General features: G+C 33.1%; 8 protein-coding genes. 7 read left to right on the top strand and 1 reads right to left on the bottom strand.

Going from position 1 to position 19,113, the window contains the following annotated elements; all coding sequences use genetic code 11:
• Positions 1–6: 6 nt before the first annotated feature.
• The 5 genes from GH754_RS01910 to GH754_RS01890 all read left to right on the top strand — a co-directional run bounded on the left by GH754_RS01910 (position 7) and on the right by GH754_RS01890 (position 15,017).
• The gene (locus GH754_RS01910; RefSeq protein ID WP_153727035.1) at positions 7–2,154 is read left to right on the top strand and encodes a glycosyltransferase family protein; all 2,148 of its coding nucleotides are present in this window, start codon (positions 7–9) and stop codon (positions 2,152–2,154) included.
• A 20-nt stretch (positions 2,155–2,174) separates the two neighbouring features.
• Positions 2,175–4,373, top strand: coding sequence for a glycosyltransferase (locus GH754_RS01905; protein WP_153727034.1), 2,199 nt, complete (start codon positions 2,175–2,177; stop codon positions 4,371–4,373).
• Positions 4,374–4,449: 76 nt separating this feature from the next.
• Positions 4,450–6,735, top strand: coding sequence for an asparagine synthase-related protein (locus tag GH754_RS01900; RefSeq protein WP_153727033.1), 2,286 nt, complete (start codon positions 4,450–4,452; stop codon positions 6,733–6,735).
• A gap of 153 nt (positions 6,736–6,888) precedes the next feature.
• On the top strand, positions 6,889–11,418 hold the full coding sequence (locus GH754_RS01895; protein WP_153727032.1) for an alginate lyase family protein: 4,530 nt from the start codon (positions 6,889–6,891) through the stop codon (positions 11,416–11,418).
• Between the two features lie 122 nt (positions 11,419–11,540).
• Positions 11,541–15,017 carry an SH3 domain-containing protein gene (locus tag GH754_RS01890; RefSeq protein ID WP_153727031.1) on the top strand — a complete coding sequence of 1,159 codons (3,477 nt, stop codon included), beginning with the start codon at positions 11,541–11,543 and terminating at the stop codon, positions 15,015–15,017.
• A 718-nt stretch (positions 15,018–15,735) separates the two neighbouring features.
• On the opposite strand, the gene GH754_RS01885 is transcribed toward GH754_RS01890, so the two are convergent.
• Complete coding sequence (locus tag GH754_RS01885) at positions 15,736–16,953, bottom strand: O-antigen ligase family protein (RefSeq protein ID WP_153727030.1); 1,218 nt, start codon at positions 16,951–16,953, stop codon at positions 15,736–15,738.
• A 566-nt stretch (positions 16,954–17,519) separates the two neighbouring features.
• On the opposite strand from GH754_RS01885, the gene galU reads away from it, so the two are divergent.
• Both galU and GH754_RS01875 read left to right on the top strand, forming a co-directional pair.
• Complete coding sequence (gene galU / locus GH754_RS01880) at positions 17,520–18,404, top strand: UTP--glucose-1-phosphate uridylyltransferase GalU (RefSeq protein WP_153727029.1); 885 nt, start codon at positions 17,520–17,522, stop codon at positions 18,402–18,404.
• A 1-nt stretch (position 18,405) separates the two neighbouring features.
• Entirely contained in the window at positions 18,406–19,104 is a 699-nt protein-coding gene (locus tag GH754_RS01875; RefSeq protein ID WP_153727028.1) for a sugar transferase, read from the top strand.
• The last annotated feature ends 9 nt before the right edge of the window (positions 19,105–19,113 follow it).

The following is a 19,113-nucleotide window of genomic DNA, read 5'->3' as shown; positions in this document are numbered from 1 at the left end:
GAAATAATGGACCAAGAAGCATCTTTAGATACAGTTTTAAAGCGAATTGACCAATTACAAGCCCAAATTGATAAAATAAATAAAGATAATCCATTGATTTCAATGCGAAAAAAGGAAGAAATATTATCACAATTATTAGATGAACGAAAGAAGCTAAAACAAGATATAATTCTATCTAAGTACAATGAACAAGAGCTTTTGGAAAGAATCAAAAAATATGAAAAATTAGTTGAAAGAGCTTTATCAGACCGAGAAAAAAACATTAACTACTTACAAAATCGAGTAACTGTTCTTGAACAGTCCTTTCCTCTTTACGTATCCAAGCGTTTAAAAATAGGTGTAAGTCAACCAAAACATCTTCCTAAAGAACTTTTTAATGTGTCTAAAGCAGTTGGCGGGGCCTTTAAAAGAAAACTAACGAAGAAGAAAAGAAAATACAATAAAGTTAAATTGCCATTTGCCATGGGTGAAGTTCCAAAGGTCTCTGATCAATTCATATTAGACAGGGAAAAACTCATCAATAAAAAAGCCAATGAGTTATTTCTTATGGGACTATATAATAATCCTCAAAAGCTTAAGGAATTAAGAGTTGCTGCTATTTTAGATGATTTTTCTTATCAAGCCTTCAAGTATGATGCAAATTTAATTACATTTAGGCCGGATAATTGGTTTGAAATATTAAAGACAGAACTGCCACATATGTTACTAGTTGAATCTGCTTGGAAAGGGAATAGCGGTTCCTGGCAATATAAGATTGCCAAATATAATATTGATCAGGGCTCTGAGCTTGATGAAATGTTAAAGTGGTGTAAACAAAATAATATACCTACTGTTTTTTGGAATAAAGAAGACCCTATCCATTTCGATCGTTTTATAAATACGGCTAGTAAGTTTGATTATATTTATACTTCTGATGCAAATTTAATAGAGCAATATAAAGAGGTGACTGGGAACGATAATGTCTATTCACTTTCATTTGCTGCTCAACCAGTTCTTCATAATCCAGTCAAGGTACCAAATTACAAAGAGAACAATATAAGTTTTGCTGGCTCTTATTACGCAAACCGACATGAACAAAGAAGAATAGAGCAGGAAAACTTATTAGAGGTTTCTAAAAAGTATGGTTTAGTAATTTTTGATCGGAATTATAATGCCAATAACGTAAATCCGCATATGCAATACCCTGAAAAATTTAGCAATCACATACAAGGTTCACTACCATATGAAGAACTAGTGAAGGTATATAAACAGTTTAAAATATTCCTAAATGTGAATTCAGTTAAAGACTCTCCAACTATGTTTTCGAGGAGAGTATATGAATTATTGGCATGTGGCACCTCTGTTGTATCAACAGACTCGGTAGGAATTAATCAACTGTTTGGTGATTTTGTCACACAAATTCATGGAAATGATGACGTTGAGGACAAAATAGGTTCAGTCATTAACGATGAGAATTTAAGAAATCGTAATGAAATAAAAGGAATGAGAACTGTATTTGATGAACACACCTACGCACACCGATTATATAAAATAGCGACTAATGCTGGTTTTACAATTGAGAAACCATATAAATTTGATGTAGCTATTATTGGTAAGGTGTATTCGTCTGAAGAACTTGAAGGAATAAAAAATTCATTTTTTAACCAGAATTATAATTCAAAACACTTATTAGTTTTGAATTATATGGATGAAAAGCATAGTAATGAAGAGGATATCACATACATTAATATTAGTGAAGAAACAGATAATCTAAAAGCGACTGTTGACGGTTTTATAGCCAAATATGATTTAATTGGAACAATGAACCCCAATAATCATTATGGTAAATACTATTTATCTGACTTAATAAATGCTTATAAGTATTCTAAGGCTGATACTGTTGGGAAAGCCGCATATTATAGTGTTGAGAATAATAATCTTAAGGAGAACAATAAGCAATCTGAATACACATATACAACATCATTGCTCGGTGACGCATACTTAATGAAAACAGATAATCTTAAAGAGTTTAATGTGAGTATCACCGACATGATTGAAGGTACAATTGATTTAAGTACGTTAAATTCTTATGGGATGCGCCTGTTCTCAACAGACATTTATAATTTTGTAAAGAATTCTGTAACAAACATTCCAAAAAATGAAGTAGATATCTAAAAAGAGAGGGGGATACCTCTTTGGACCAAACAAGGTTAAATGTTTTAATATATGGAGACGTGAATGCAAATATTATTGATGGATCATCAATCTGGCTGTCATCTATATCTGAGACATTAGCTCAATTTGAAGATACCAAGGTGAATATTTTATTAAAATTTCCTGTTGTACGAAAAGCAGTACTGAACAACCTCTTTGATTATAATAATGTTGAGATGGTAGATCCCTTCTCTCAAGGGCTCGCGAAAAAAAAGAATAAGTCGTATCTATCCGCGACTTTAGCAGCAGAGATAATTGATGAACTAGACCAGGAAAACCACTACGATTTAGTGATTATTAGAGGCTATAATATAGCGAAGGAAATTTCTCAAGTTTATAAAATTTCACATAAAACCATATTTTATTTAACCGACTTTCCCCAGGAGAGAGAGAAAGTCACTAAAGAAGATATGATTTATCTAAGCACATTGTATAATAATAGTGCTGCCTTAGGGTGCCAAACACCTAGGTTAATTGAGTATTTTCAATCATTGTTAAATATAGAACAAAACGACAAGTTTTTATATGTTCCACCAATGATTCCAAATCAAGAACGTAATATAAAAGAATTTAATAATAATAATAATACCCTGATTTATGCTGGAAAGTTTTCTCCCTTATGGCGAGTACCTGATATGTTCAGGGTAGTTGATTCAATGGATGAGGAGAATTTAAAATTTGTAGTAATTGGAGATAAATTTCATAACTACCCTTTTCAGTATAATTATAAGTATAATGTTGAGCGAATATTAAATGAATCCGAAAAAATTCTTTGGAAGAAGGGACTAACTAGAAAGGAAGTTCAAACTGAAATACAACAAAGCGATTTAGGTGTATCCTGGAGACATGAAGCATTAGATGAAAGTATGGAACTTTCCACCAAAGTATTGGAATTCGGGATAAATGGTAAACCGGTTATTTTAAACAGAAACAAATTACATGAGAGCATATATGGACCTGATTACCCATTGTACGCTAATAGTAAACGAGAATTTGAAGAGAAAATCAAGCTGGCATTTACTAATCCTGAAGTATATCGTCATGCAGCTAAGGTTGTCTATAATGTTAGTCAAAATCATACCTTCAAAAAAGTTGCAGAACATCTAAGGCCTAGATTAATGGAAATAGCAAATAACACTAAGGAATTTAAAGTAATCAATGAGCGTTTATTTGATAAAATTCGACTATTATTTGCGGGACATGATTTAAAATTTGCACAAATGATTATTGATTACTTTAGTGCTCACAATGATTACATCGTAAAGATTGATCAATGGGATGGGCATAATACACACGATGAGTCCTTAAGTGAAGAGTTATTAAACTGGGCTGATGTTATAGTTGCCGAATGGGGATTAGGAAACGCGGTATGGTATTCGAATAGAATAAGTGAAAATCAAAAAATGATTATACGCATGCATTTGCAAGAAAAGAATACAGAGTATCCAAAGGAAACCAAATGGAATTCTGTTAATAATATTGTGTTTATTGCTCAAGGAATCAAAAATGATATATATGAAACCTTTCCGTTTATCCCAGAGGAAAAAGCAAAGATTATTCATAATCTAGTTGACACTGAAAAGTTAGATAAACCCAAGCTCCCTGATTCAAATTTTAATATCGGTATGCAGGGTATTTGTCCAAGCAGGAAGAGACTAGATCTATCTTTGGAAATTTTTGAAAAGTTATGGGAGCAAGATAAAAGGTATAATTTAATTGTGAAAGGAAAATTACCAATTGAATATAAGTGGTTATGGGCAAGAACAGCAGAGAGAGAATATTATACGGAATTATTCACAAGGATAAACTCTAGCCCATGGAAAGATTCAGTTATTTTTGAAGGTTGGGGAGATATTAGTGAATGGTATCAAAAGATAGGTTTTGTACTATCTCCAAGTGATTTTGAAAGTTTCCATCTTGCTGTAGCTGAAGGGATGGCTGCAAGAACTATTCCTGTCATACGCGATTGGGATGGAGCAGAATTTATCTATGAAGATAAATATATATATCATGATACAGAAGAAGCGGTAGACTTTATAAAACAGTTCAATTCTTTCTCTGAAGAAACTCAAAATGAGTGGAGAGAAAATGCTCGTAATTTCATTTTAAATCACTACGAAAAATACATGTTGTGCGAAAAGTGGGACCATTTAATAAAAGAAGTTTACAATAAACAATAGTAGGTCAATAATAACATTGAGGTATTCGTTAATCGAATACCTCATCTAATTTTACAATTTAATTGGAGGAAGAGGTATGCATGTTTTTCTAGGGGTTCAAAGTAAAAGAAATGTAGAAATAAGTCAGGACTTACTACAGAATATATCAAATAGAGGTTCAATCGTTCTAGGGATTGATACCCCACCAAAATTGTGGAAATCAGAGAAGTCCAATATAATAGTATCTTATTGGACAAATGAGGGGATACATCAAATGCCTAATGAACGTGATTTTGCCTTTACACTATCTGGATACACGAGTTCAAATATTCAAGATATGTATAAAAGGTTAAAAGATTCTTCTACGTATAAACAGAGCAACATGATGATTTCGAATATCAATGGTCTATACGCTGGAATATTTGCAAATAGCAAAAAAAACTATTTACAGGCTTGGAATACAGTTACGAGGGTGGAACCATTATATTGGGCAGAAGATGATCAGTATACATATATTAGTAATAGGGCGTTATTATTACATTTAATATCTACTAATAGAGAGACACCTAATTATAAATTAGAAAATCTAGTTCCATTCTTGCATAATGGATATTACAACTCTGATTTCACACCATATGAAAATGTGAATGTCTTACCACCTAATTCTACGATTATAACAACCCCTGAGAAAACGGTAATTGAAGACATAGATGATGCTTTAGGAAAACAATACTCGTTAGAACAGCCCACTGAACAATTTTATGATGATATAACACAAGATTTTATCAATAGCTTTAAAGTAATTAATGAAAATCATACACCCATTAATGCTGCGATTACAGGAGGAAAAGACAGTAGATTAATTGTAGCAGCTTTAAAGTATATTAATGCTGATTTTAAAACTTATACATTTGGATATGATGAAAATCCTGATGTAATTGTTGGTAAAAAAATATCAGATCTCCTCCAATTAGAACATTCGGTTACAACGCCAGCCACCAAGGAAAATCAATCAGGATTTGTTGTGCAAGACATTTTAAGTAGAACAACTAATATATTAAGTTTTACAGATGGGATGTTAACAGCGTATGAAAATGTATCTAGTAGATATACTTTTGATGCTGATAAAGTTATTCTTGGTGGACACGGTGGTGAGCATTTAAGGGGTGGCTATAACAGAGTTGTTAGAGAGCATAATCGAAAAGGACTTGAAACATTAATATTTAGAAAACTAAACCTTTTTAATGAACTTATTAATAAGGAAAATCAAGATACCTATGAAGAACAACTGAATCAGTGGTTACAAAAAAGGAGTCATTATTCGCCAGTTGACTTAATGACTAGGTATTTTATCGAATATAGGACAGGTCGCTGGTCTGCAGCCGCACGTACTGGTTTTAATTATAACTACCATTTGTATCAACCATTTTTTGATTCTAATCTAAATAAGTCCTTATTAAAAATCCCGTCTGAATTCTTAATAAATGATGAGGTGATTTACAACATACTGTTGAGGTTAGCCCCTGAATTAGTTGATGTTCCTTTTAACTCAGATCGTTGGAAGTTTGAAAAGGATGGCCCTTTAGCTGGGCAGGAAAAACAATGGGAACGGCGAACTCCAATCACTGCTAAACAGCAATCAAAGGGGTCGTTTAATTGGCGCCGTACGACTTTATCTGATATGAAACAAGCTATGATGGAGGAAATTTTCAGTAATGCTAGTAGTGATATTTTCAATATAGTAAATCGAAATGAAGTAGAAGCATTGTTCAATAATCAATCAAAGATAAATAACAAGGAAATTGATGTATTTGTCTGGAATTTATACACAGCTTCAGTATTATTATCGAACAAGTGGTTAGCTAAGAATAAGCCATCTAGGAAGGTTGAAATTGATTTGCCAGCAACCAAAACTGTTCTGGAAAAGGATATTAATTTTCATGATTTTAAAATTAATACAAACACGAAAAATCTAAAAGTAAAAGTAGGCAAATCTAAACTCATTGCAAAATATAATCATTCATCAACTGGACAAAATCTTTACATTCAAACAATGGGAGGCAAGTTTACTACCCCACCCCATAAAAAGTATAAGTCAATAACCACTTTGGGTGACTACAAAGAATATAAAATCGACTTTATGGGTTCATCAAAGAAAAGTAATCAAAAAATAATATTATTTTTTATGGCTTACGATGAAAATAAAAGAATTTATAATCAGTCAGTTACTTTTAATCTAACGAATCAACCTAAAAACTTTTCATATCAATTTAAACCACCAAAAGAAGCAACCAATTTTAAATTTGCAATAAAAGTGGTACAAAATAAAGAGAAGAAAGAGAAACTAAAAATAGAAAATATGGTCCTATCATACCTTATTTGATACTCAAAAGAGAGAACCACGCTCAATTCAGTGGTTCTCTTTTTTATATAATATTTTTTTACAAACATTTCTCCTAGTAATTCATGTGTTATTTATTGTAAAATTAGTAGAGGTTATAACTATTCTCTATTATAAAAGGAGGTGGAAGTTTTCATGCTAAAGGTAGGAAAAAGAGTAACAAGTGTAATAATAATCTTATCTTTGATCTTCTCACTAGTTCCGATACGTAATATTGTATCGGCAGAGTCTACAAATGCTTTTCAAGCAAATGATTTTAAACTCTATCAGGTAACCGGGGAGAAAACTATTAATGAGAAGGTAATTGTTTATCCCAATTCATACCTGTACGGTGTTGAAAAAAAAGAATATCCAAATAAAGTTTTCATTCAATATGGTACAGATAGAGTAGCCATTAATAAGGAGAAATTAACAGAAGTAGATATAGACAAAGAAACGGCCCCCTCTTTTGTAGAAATTAACCATGAAGATCTAGAGGAAGTCATTTTTAATGAAAAGCAATTCTTATATAATAATGAGTCGGGACAAAGCTTTCAAATCGCTTTTAGCCAGCAAACAAGCTACCCTATCGTAAATGAAGGACAAAATGGTAAGGCTTTCTATATTGGTAACGTTGCGTATGATATAGATGAGTCACAATCAGAAAATGAAACTAGTCAGGATGCTGACAAAGTAACAGATGAAGTAAAGCCAGATACACCTCAGCAAGAACAACTCAAAGAAAAAAGAAAGTCTTCTAATCTAGAATTAGATAAGAAAGAACATGGAGAAGGAAAGATTGTAGATGCGTTATCTGTATCCAATCCATGGAAAACCTCCAATGCCCAGTATTTTAAAGTCGATGAGGAAAAATTACCTGTTTACGATAATCGCTCTGGTGAAAATGTGGAAGTAGGTTATCTAAAACTCGGACAAGTCTATCCAAGAATCAGCTCCTATGGACCGAATTGGCATAAAATCCAGTATGGTGATATTTATGGATATGTATATGCTCCAGGTACCACACCTGTTGATGGAAAGCAAATTAAAAATAAAAACTCAAAATATGAAAATCAGAGCAGAAATTTTACAGCCTTACAAGATGTTAAAGTATATGACAATACATCAGGTGATTTAGTTCCTTTTGGTGTAATCAAAAAGGGAAAGAGTTATCCCATTGTTAGTAATTATGGAAATTGGTGGCGAGTTCTATTGTCCGATCGAGTGGGGTACGTGAACAAGGATGCTGTTAAGGTAGAAATCTCATCTAGTGATGAATATTTTCGAGTATTAACAGATAATGTCCCAATTTATGATAATCGATCAGGAAAACTTGTGAAAGTTGGAGAATTAACTGAAGGACAAGTTTATCCAAGAATCAGCTCCTATGGACCAAATTGGCATAAAATTCAATTTGGCAATATTACAGGTTATGTATATGCAAGTGATACAGAGGCTGCAACAGGAAAAAATATTAAAAATCAAAATAATAAATATGAAAACTCTGAAAAACTTATTACACCATTGGAAAAAGTCAGTGTATATGATAATTCATCAGGCAAATTAGTTGAAATTGGTAAGCTGCTCAAGGGCAAGAGCTATCCTATTGTAAGTGATTATGGTAATTGGTGGAGAATAATCTTTAGTGATCGGATAGGCTATGTACACAAAAATGCAGTTAGGACCAACTTCTCATCAAAAGATGAATATTTCCGTGTTTTAACTGACAATCTACCAATCTATGATAATCGTTCGGGGAAATTAATTAAGGTCGGCGAGTTAGCTAAAGGTCAAGTTTATCCGAGAATTAGTGACTATGGACCCAATTGGCATAAGGTTGAGTACGGTAATATTAATGGGTATGTGTACGCAGATGAGACAGAAAGTGCTAGCGGAACTAGTCTAAACAATGAAAAGAAAAAATATAGCACAATGGCACGTAGCATCACCCCGCTTCAAGATACACCTGTTTATGATAATTCTTCGGGTAAGTTAGTGGAATTTGCTACCTTGAGAGAAGGGAAGCCTTATCCTAAGGTATCTAATTATGGAAACTGGTGGCGAGTAGTTGTAGCTGGGCGTGAAGGTTTTGTTCATAAAGATGCTGTCAAACACAACTTCCGAAAAGGTGACAAGTACTTTAAAGTAATCACTGAAGACTTGCCAGTTTATGATAACCGAGGAAAAGGGTTGCAGAAGGTTGGAGAACTACGCAAAGGGCAAACATACCCTATTGTCAGTAACTACGGCAATTGGTGGCGTGTTCAATTTGGAAATGTATATGGATATGTTCATAAATCAGGAACTGAATATGGATATCAGTCAGATATTAAAAATTTGAATACATTATACAGTAAATCAAATGGTTTAAATATCGTTGCCATAAATGACGTAGTGGTTCATGAAAAAGGTTCTCTCACTCCATTTGGTGAATTAAAAGGAGGTACTAAATATCCTGTTTCATTTGATTATGGCAACTGGTGGGGAATTATATATAGTGATCGAGTAGGGTTTGTTCAAAAGAATGAAGTTTACAAAGAGTTTAGTCAAAGTGATCAGTCATTTATTACAACACGAGATACTCCATTATATATAAATGAAAATGGTGACTTAATAACAGTTGCCACACTTTACAAAGGTAATACTTTCCACAGAGTAGAGGATTATGGTAATTGGCACAAGGTACGTTTAGGGAATAGATACGCTTATATTTGGAAGAAAGCAACAGCTCCAAAAAATGAGCCTATTAATATTAAAGCATCAACTGGAATTGTTTCTACGATTAAGGATACAAAGCTTTATAATGATAAACAAGGATCAGGACCGGTTGCTAGTATACAAGCAGGACAGAAAATACCTTTGATAAAAAAAATAGATGATCAGTGGTCGACAACGGCTGTAGCTGGCAAGACTCTTTATATAAAAAATGACTATATTATTAATCTAGAAAAATATAGCTTTCATTCACAGACAAATAAAAACATCGATACAATTAGAACCCACATACTTGACACGCCATTTATAGGAGATAACGAAAAAACACCTGAAAATGAAACAGTACAAGCAGCTGATTTAATATTGGATAACAAGATTCTATTCCCGGAATTTTGTAAGGACCCTAAAAATAACGATTGTCCAATGAATTATGAAAATGGAATTGATTGGGTTCATGGAGAAGGAGTTAGTAAGGCTGACCAAAATTCATTCTTAAGGCAATTACATGGTATGTTTTTTATAAATGATTTAGCAGAAGCATATAGGACTACGGGAAATGATAACTATATTAAGAAAGGTTATCAAATTATCCAGAATTGGAAAGCGGAAAATCCTTATACAGACCCTAGTCATTATATGGCCTGGCATGATGAAGGAACAGCTAGAAGGTTGTCAGCCCTAGTAAATCTTTTTGATTCAGGTAAAGATGTCCTTACAAAGAGGCAACAATCGAATTTGTTTATGATCATGATTCAGCATGCAGACTTACTAGCAAGTGACCATTTCTATTCGGAAAACACAAACCATGGTATGTTTCAAGATGAAGCTTTAATTGGCTTTAGTAAGTATTTTTATGAATTTCCGGTCATGGATGATTATTACCAACTTGCAGTATCAAGAATGGAAGGTTATTTTGATTCGTTAATATCTAAAGATTTTGTTCATCTAGAACATTCACCAAGCTATCACCAGACCATTGCTAGTGCAATTAGATCTTATGGACTAACAATAAACGAGTTCGGCGATACCGGGCTTGCCAACAAGTTTTTAAGTAGATATCAGAAAATGGTAGATTACGCAACTCATGTTATTAAACCTGATGGAACTTGGCCTTTAATTGCTGACACCTATGAAAATAAAAATAATCCATCTAGAAATATGTGGCAAGAAAACCCATATTATCTTTATGCTTCTACGAATGGTCAAAGTGGGGAAATGCCACAAGTAACGAATAAGGTTTATCCTGATGCAGGATATGCAGTTTTCCGTGATAGGTGGACTAATACAGATCAAGGAACTTATGTATTCTTTACGGCTGCATACCACACTTCTTATCATAAGCATTCAGATGATTTAAGTGTTTGGATATATAATGATGAGGATATTATCTCTGAAGCAGGTCCATACAGTTATCTATTAACCGAGCCAACAACTAAGTACGCTTATTCATCTTATGCGCATAACACTCTAATAGTAGATGATAAAGGGTTACCTAGAGTAGATGGGAAGTTTAATAGGACGTATATTGAAAACTATGATTTAAGTAATGATAAAGCACCAAGTGTGACAGGAGTAAATAAAAGGTACGATGGCGTTACACATAAACGTCAACTAACGTATGAAAAGGCGAATGGATTCATACGTGTAAGGGATCAAATCTCTTCTGACAGCTCTCGTAACCTTAAACTACTATGGCATTTGGCTCCTAATGTAGTCCCATCTATTAATAATGACAATAATAAAATTGTCCTTAAGAAGGATGGACAACGAGTGATGGAAATTGACATTTCCGGTAGTGTCGATCCAAAAATAAAAAGTGTTTATGGAAACGAAGACCCAATCTATAAAAGTTGGTACTTTGAATACAGCAAACAAACTAAAGGTTTAGAAAAAGTCAATACACACACGCTTATTATAGAATATGAAGGACAAAATGCCTTAATAAACACATCATTTAATTTAATGAAATAGTTTTGAATTGGTAGATTGAAATATCTACCAATTCCTTTTTTTAGTTTTAAAGTTGTATTGAATTTCAAGATTAAACAATATATACTTAAATCTGTAATATTTCTACAAGAGAGGGGTTATAAATGGATAAAATTCGACAAAAATCGATTAACATTTTTACGCTAATTGTACTTATCTTTTCTATGTTCTCAACTCCGATAACGGTTTTAGGTGAATCAACAACTCAACAAACTAGTAATCTTAATTTATACCAAACTACTGAAGAGGTTATAGTAGAAAACACAATTGCTATTGAACCTAATACTTATCTATATGGAAGTGAGAAACAGGAACAACCAGGTAAAGTATTTATTCAATTTGGGAAATCAGAATTAACCTTAAATAAGGAAAAACTAAACAATGTAGAAATTACAGAAGAAAGTCCAATTTTTAAAGAGTATAAGAACAATAATGCTCTAGATAAAATAGTTGATGCCAACCAGAAATTATACCCAAATAATAGTAACTCAGAAACCCAAGTTACATTTCTTCAGGAAACTACTTACCCTGTGGTACAAAACGAACAGAAAGATGAAATTCTATATATAGGGAATGTAGAGTTTTATTTAACAAAAGAAGAGGAAGTAGTAGCAGAAACAGATCAACAGCAAGAACAGCAAATTACTACAGAAGAAGAAAAGCAGTCAAACACAAGTAAAGAATCAACAACTACTGAAGAGGACACCACTTTAGAAAAGGACTCTTCAAAAGAAGAATCCAACTTACAATCTGAAACCGAAAATGTAGACAGAGAAGAAGATACAACACAAGAAGAGCAAACAAAAAAACAAGAAGAATCGTCTGTCTCAGAACCAGAAGATGGGTCGCCAAAAGAGGAAAAGGTTGTACAAGCCTCATCTGTATCGAATCCATGGGAGACCTCCACTTCTCAATATTTCAAAGTCAACGAAGAGAAATTACCTGTATATGATAACCGTTCAGGAAAAAATATAGAAGTAGGTTATTTAACCAAAGGACAAGTCTACCCAAGAATAAGTTCTTACGGTCCAAATTGGCATAAAATCCAATACGGTGATATTTATGGCTATGTTTATGCCCCAGGCACAACTCCAGTTGATGGAAGTCAACTAGCAAATGAAAATAGCAGTTATGAGAATCAAAATAGGACCTTTGCAACGTTACAAGATGCAACGGTCTATGACAATACTTCTGGAGAATTAGTACCATTTGGAGAAATCAAAAAAGGAAAAAGCTATCCCGTCGTAAGTGATTATGGAAATTGGTGGCGAGTACTATTATCTGACCGGGTAGGATATGTAAATAAAGATGCCGTTAAGCTAAATTTCACATCCGGTGACGAGTATTTCCGCGTGTTAACCGATAATCTACCAATCTATGATAATCGTTCCGGCGATTTGGTCAAAGTCGGTGAGTTAACCAAAGGCCAAATTTATCCTAGAATTAGCGACTATGGTCCAAAATGGCATAAGATTCAATTTGGGAATATTACAGGTTATGTATATGCTGATGATACTGAAAGCATTAAAGGGGCAAGTATAAAAAATAAAAATAAAAGTTTTACTAATCAAAAGCGTACAATTACCCCTTTTGAAGAAGTGACTGTTTACGATAATTCATCAGGAAAACTAGTTGAATTCGGTAAGCTTGTTAAGGGTAAAAGCTACCCAATAGCTAGTGATTATGGCAACTGGTGGAGAGTAATCCTTAGTGATCGTATAGGTTATGTCAATAAGGATGCCGTTAGAGCTAGCATTCTTTCTAACGATAATTATTTCCGAGTGATAACTGACAGTACGCCAATCTATGATAATCGTACTGGAAAATTGGTTGAAGTTGGTGAATTGACTAAAGGTCAAGTTTACCCAAGAATTAGTGACTATGGACCGAACTGGCATAAGATTCAATATGGAAACATAAATGGATTCGTCTATACGAAGGATACTGAAGGTGCCATTGGAAACACTGTTAAAAATGAAATGAGCAACTTTGATACAATGGCTCGTAGCATCACACCACTTCAAGATACACCTGTATATGATAACTCTTCTGGAAAGTTAGTGGAATTTGCTACCTTGAGAGAAGGGAAAACTTATCCAAAGGTATCTAATTACGGAAATTGGTGGCGAGTGGTTGTAGCTGGTCGTGAAGGGTTTGTGCATAAAGATGCTGTCAAACATAACTTTCTTCCAGGTGATAAGTATTTTAAGGTTATATTAGAAGATTTACCAGTTTACGATAACCGTGGAAGTGGTTTGAAGAAAGTAGGAGAACTACGTAAAGGGCAGACCTACCCAATCGTTAGTAATTATGGAAACTGGTGGCGTATCCAATTTGGGGATATATACGGATATGTTCATAAATCAGGTACAGAGTATGGGATGAAGTCTAGTATTAAGAATTTAAATAAATCATATAGTAACTCCAAGGATACTAAAATCATTGCTTCCAATGAGGTAAAAATCTATGATAATTCATCAGGTAAACTAGTACCGTTTGGCAATCTTGATAAAGGTACAATTTATCCAGTTGCTACCCATTACGGTGATAGGTGGTGGAGAATTATCTATTCAGACCGTATAGGGTATATAAGAAAAAGCGAAGTCAATATATATGGTTTAAAAGAAACAAAATATGATTATAGTTTTGCTGACATAGTAGATACACAAATGGACGGTACCCCTAAGCGAGACGGTGCAGGAAAAATTCCAGCAACTCGAGGAGAAGTTGAATTTTATGCAAACCCATTAAATTTTCCAAAAGGTACAAAAGAATACTATCAATTTCTTGTTTTATCTAAGCCATTAGGATTAAATGCGAAGCAAGTAAATGAGAGAATCCTTTATAATAAAGGAAATCTTAAGGGGCAAGCGCAAGCATTTATTGATGCAGGTAAAGAGTATAATATTAATGAGGCATATTTAATAGCCCATGCATTGCATGAAACTGGAAATGGCGACTCAACACTAGCAACTGGTATACCAGTTGACAAAGAAGGAAAAGTAACTAGAGATTCTGATGGGAATATCGTTCATAATTCAAAAACTTATAAAACGGTGTATAACATGTATGGTTACGGTGCCTATGATTCATGCCCAATAGAATGCGGTGCGAAGTATGCATTTGATCAAGGATGGTTCACACAATCTGCCTCGATTATTGGTGGAGCTAAAAGCATATATAACTATATAAATCGAGGTCAGGATACGCTTTACAAAATGCGCTGGAATCCAATTAGTCCTGGTTATCCACAGTATGCTACTCATGTAGCTTGGGCAACGCTACAGACCGGTAGAATAGCAGAGGTCTATAGCTTATTAGATGACTATACTTTATATATTGATATTCCAGTATTTAATAGCCAGCCAGTATTCGGGAATGATGTGTTTGGAATGACGAATTCTTCTGGTAGTAATCTAAACTTTAGAAGTGGTCCAAGTACTAATTACGATGAAATAGGAAGTATACCTGATGGGTCTAAAATTGAGGTTATAGGCTCAAATCCTAATGGGTGGTATAAGGTTAAATATTCAGGTAAAACTGGTTGGGTAAGTGCAACTTATGTAAATTTAATATACTAAGTTTTGGACTTCTAATCACCATATGCGAATTAATTCGCATATGGTGATTACTTTGTTTTATGGCTCTAAGATATATTTTGGAGTTCTAATAATTTTCTGATAACTTTTTAGGGCAAAAGAAAACACACAATCTCCTGATTTTGGTGAATTTTGTTTAGACCAATAAAAAAACAAAAAGGAAGAGATATGTGTACATGCATTCTAACCGGTGTTTAACAGGATAGATGAGTTTATCATTACCAAATCTTTTTGGGAAGAGGGCTACTATTAATTTCATAAAGAGTTGGTGCGTGTTCCTCACTACTGTCCGTTTTGTATTGTAGACAGATCACGGACTGAGTCCATGATCGTCGCGTACCGAAGATAAATAATAACAAAATATTTGGTAGACAAATGCCTTATATTATCGGAAACATCGTTCTGTTTGTGAAAATATAGATTGCAGTAAACGATTCTATGGAGACAATTCGATTGTGGAACGTTTCAAAGAAAATCTGAAGAGTTGTTTAACTAGGCGATAGGGATTGAATTTATCAATCTTATGAACTTAAGGGACGCGGTTTCTCGCTTTGATACGTCACCAACAACGTCATGCGCTGCTTTTAATGAGATTAGTTCGTATATGTGTAAGTGAGACAAACAGTTGCCAGAAGTTATTGCGATTGATGGGTACAAAGGAGATTCAGGTGGAAAAAGGTATTAAACGATAGTAAGCCCTCTAGCTAGGGGGCTTACTATCGTTTTCAATAAAGTTTATACCTATAGTGAATCCTAGCCATTGAAATAGTCCGATTGTTGCATAGGATGGCGAATTGGGAAAAAGGGTTAGTTCAAAGTTAACTAACATTAAGGTAGCTAGTAAAAAGAAAGCTGAAAATTGTCCAGCTATTGATCCTATATTTTTCAAAATCGATTTCCAAATGTAGTACAAAAGAACAATAAATACGAAAAAACCAATTATGCCCACTTCTACTAATATCTGCAAATAAACATTGTGGGTTGAAAGGACTTTTCCCATATCCAAAAAATCAGCGGGTCGAACCCCAAATCCTTGACCAAAGAGTGGCGATTCAATAAAAACTTCTTCAATCATTGTATTCCACAATTTTATTCTTCCTTCTTCTCTAAAAAAAGGCTTGTTGAATAAGTAAGTCGATAAATTATTTAATGGAGTTTTTAAGTGTGTTCTAGAAATAAATAAATATACAAATGTAAATAGTATATTAAATAAGGCTATAAAAGGGAAAGTCAATTTAAACCATTTATAAGAGATTTTATATATACAAAAAGATATTAGAAATGTAAAGATTGCTAAAAATACAGCTCTAGACGAGGTAGTGTAAATCAATATAAGTCCCAGTAATGAGATTGTAGCAAAATATATTCTTAGGAACTTTTTCGAGTATATTGAAGCTAAAGTAATAAAAAACGTTGCTAAGAATAAGAACATTGCTAAACCATTTTGATGCTTAAAATAACTGCGAAAAGTCCAAGTAGGGAAATCTTGATAAACCCAATGCCTAAAAACAATAAGAACAATAATGCTTAGTCCTAAGGAAAGAAATGTCAATGAATTTTTATTCCATTTTATTAAAATTAAACTAAGTATAGCAAGAATATAAAGAGTCAATTTGTAAATATTTTCAAAGTTGTTATGGTCTTGATATAAAGAATAACTAACATAATGGGTCGCTAGGAAGGTAACAAATAATGGTAATAACTTCTTATATGATAAAGCCTTTCTCAAATTAAAAAGTAAATAATAACAAAATATTGCAGTAAGCAACATAAAGGTAGCATCAATACTTTTCCAGCCAAAGTTTGAGTAATCAGCGTTATTTATCAAACTGGCTGTATTCAATAGTAAAAAAACACATAGAGCGAATTGCATATATAACCTTATATTTTTGTGTTTATCATCAGAGGTCTTTATCATTTAGTTTTCTCCTTTTTTGTAAACATATTATTAGAGCAATATTCTTTTAAAATGGTGATTCAATTTTTTGATTATACCATATTATAGTGTAATCAATCAGTTATTTTTCTACACTATTTTTCAAGCTATGATAAGACTTTAATAGTATTATTTATATAACCATTAGCTGTGTATCCATGTGATAACTATTGGAATTCACAAATATCTACAATATTGATACATATTTTGTGTCCATTTCCGACAAAATGTTTCATTTTACCACTTCCATTTGACCTATGAAAATGTTACTATGAACTAGTCAAAACATGACGTAACATATTTGTAATAAATTAGCGAATAAAAAAATATAGATAAACTCAGCGTCTAATTACAGATAACAACATACATCCCAAAAAACTGATGTTCGAGAGTATAAAAAAACGATGATATTTTTATGCTTTTTTAGAATGTCTTTTTTTATGTTAATTTTTGTCGAAATTAATTCTGTTTTTTGTTGTAAGTAGTATAAAAATTCTTTAAGATAATAATAGAAAATGTTGGATAATGGACTATTAGGAGGAATTGTTTTGAAAAAAGTTAAAAAGGCTATAATACCAGCCGCAGGATTAGGAACTAGATTTTTACCTGCAACGAAGGCAATGCCCAAGGAAATGTTACCGATCGTAGATAAACCTACTATTCAATATATTGTGGAAGAGGCAATAGAGTCAGGGGTAGAGGATATTATTATCGTAACAGGTAAAGGGAAAAGAGCGATTGAGGATCATTTTGATAATAACTTCGAGCTAGAAGAGAATCTATTAAAGAAACAAAAATATGAGATGCTTCATAAAGTGAAGCAACCAGCCCAAGTAGATATTCATTATATTCGTCAAAAGGAGCCTCAGGGATTAGGTCATGCAGTGTGGTGTGCAAGAAAATTTATTGGCGATGAGCCTTTTGCCGTTCTTTTAGGTGATGATATTGTACAAGCTGAAACACCGGGTTTGCGACAATTAATTGAACAGTATGAAGAAGTAGAATCATCAGTATTAGGTGTTCAAACAGTTCCGGATAATGAAACGCACAGATATGGAATTGTAAAGACACTTGATCAGAACAGTAGGCGACATAAAGTTGGTTCATTAGTAGAAAAGCCGGCTCCTGGAACTGCTCCGTCTAACTTGGCGATTATGGGTAGATATGTCTTAACACCTGAAATATTTACATTTTTGGACAAACAAGAAAAGGGTACTGGTGGAGAAATCCAGCTTACCGATGCAATTGAAAAAGTTAACGAAATCCAAGACGTATATGCGTTTGATTTTGAGGGAAAACGTTATGACGTAGGTGAAAAATTCGGTTTTATTAAATCAACAATTGAAATGGCACTTAATCATGATGAATTAAAAGACGATTTAACCAAGTTTATCGAAAATATTGTAGAAACCAATAAGGTAGGTAGATTATAATATGCCAAGTTTAGATACAAATTACAATAAAACTATTAATCAAAGTTATGAATATCAACAAGTACAAGAGACCCCTGATTTATCGAATATTTATTTTTTTGTTAAAAGATTTATTGACATCCTAGGTGCATTATTTGGATTAATAATTTTATTTCCAGTCCTACTTATTATTAGTGTTTTTTACCTTTTTGGTGATAATAAAGGAACCGTATTTTTCAAACAAAACCGCTTTGGAAAAGATGGAAAAAAATTCTCTATTTATAAATTCAGATCAATGGTGGTTAATGCAGAAGAAAAACTCAAAAGTAATCCAATGCTATATGAAAAGTATATTAGAAACAACTATAAACTTGAACCAGGAGAAGATCCGAGGATTACAAAGTTTGGTCAGTTCCTTCGAAAAACAAGTTTAGATGAGTTACCTCAATTATTTAACGTTTTAAAAGGTGATATGAGTCTTGTTGGTCCTAGACCAGTAGTTGAAGATGAGTTAGTAGAGTATGGAAATAGACGAAGTACATTTCTTGCTGTAAAACCAGGGGTTACTGGTTATTGGCAAGTTAGCGGTAGAAGTGAAGTTGGATACCCTGAAAGAGTCGATATCGAGCTTTATTATGTTTTTAATCAATCCTTAAAATTGGATCTTAAGATTATTCTTAAGACATTTTTAATTGTTGTAACTAAAAAAGGTGCTTATTAATTTACTTTT

The sequence above is a fragment of the Salinibacillus xinjiangensis genome, from assembly GCF_009649735.1.
In the GTDB taxonomy this organism is placed as follows: domain Bacteria; phylum Bacillota; class Bacilli; order Bacillales; family Alkalibacillaceae; genus Salinibacillus; species Salinibacillus xinjiangensis.
The sequence above is the reverse complement of the archived record's forward strand: the minus strand, read 5'-3'. Positions and strand labels throughout refer to the sequence as shown.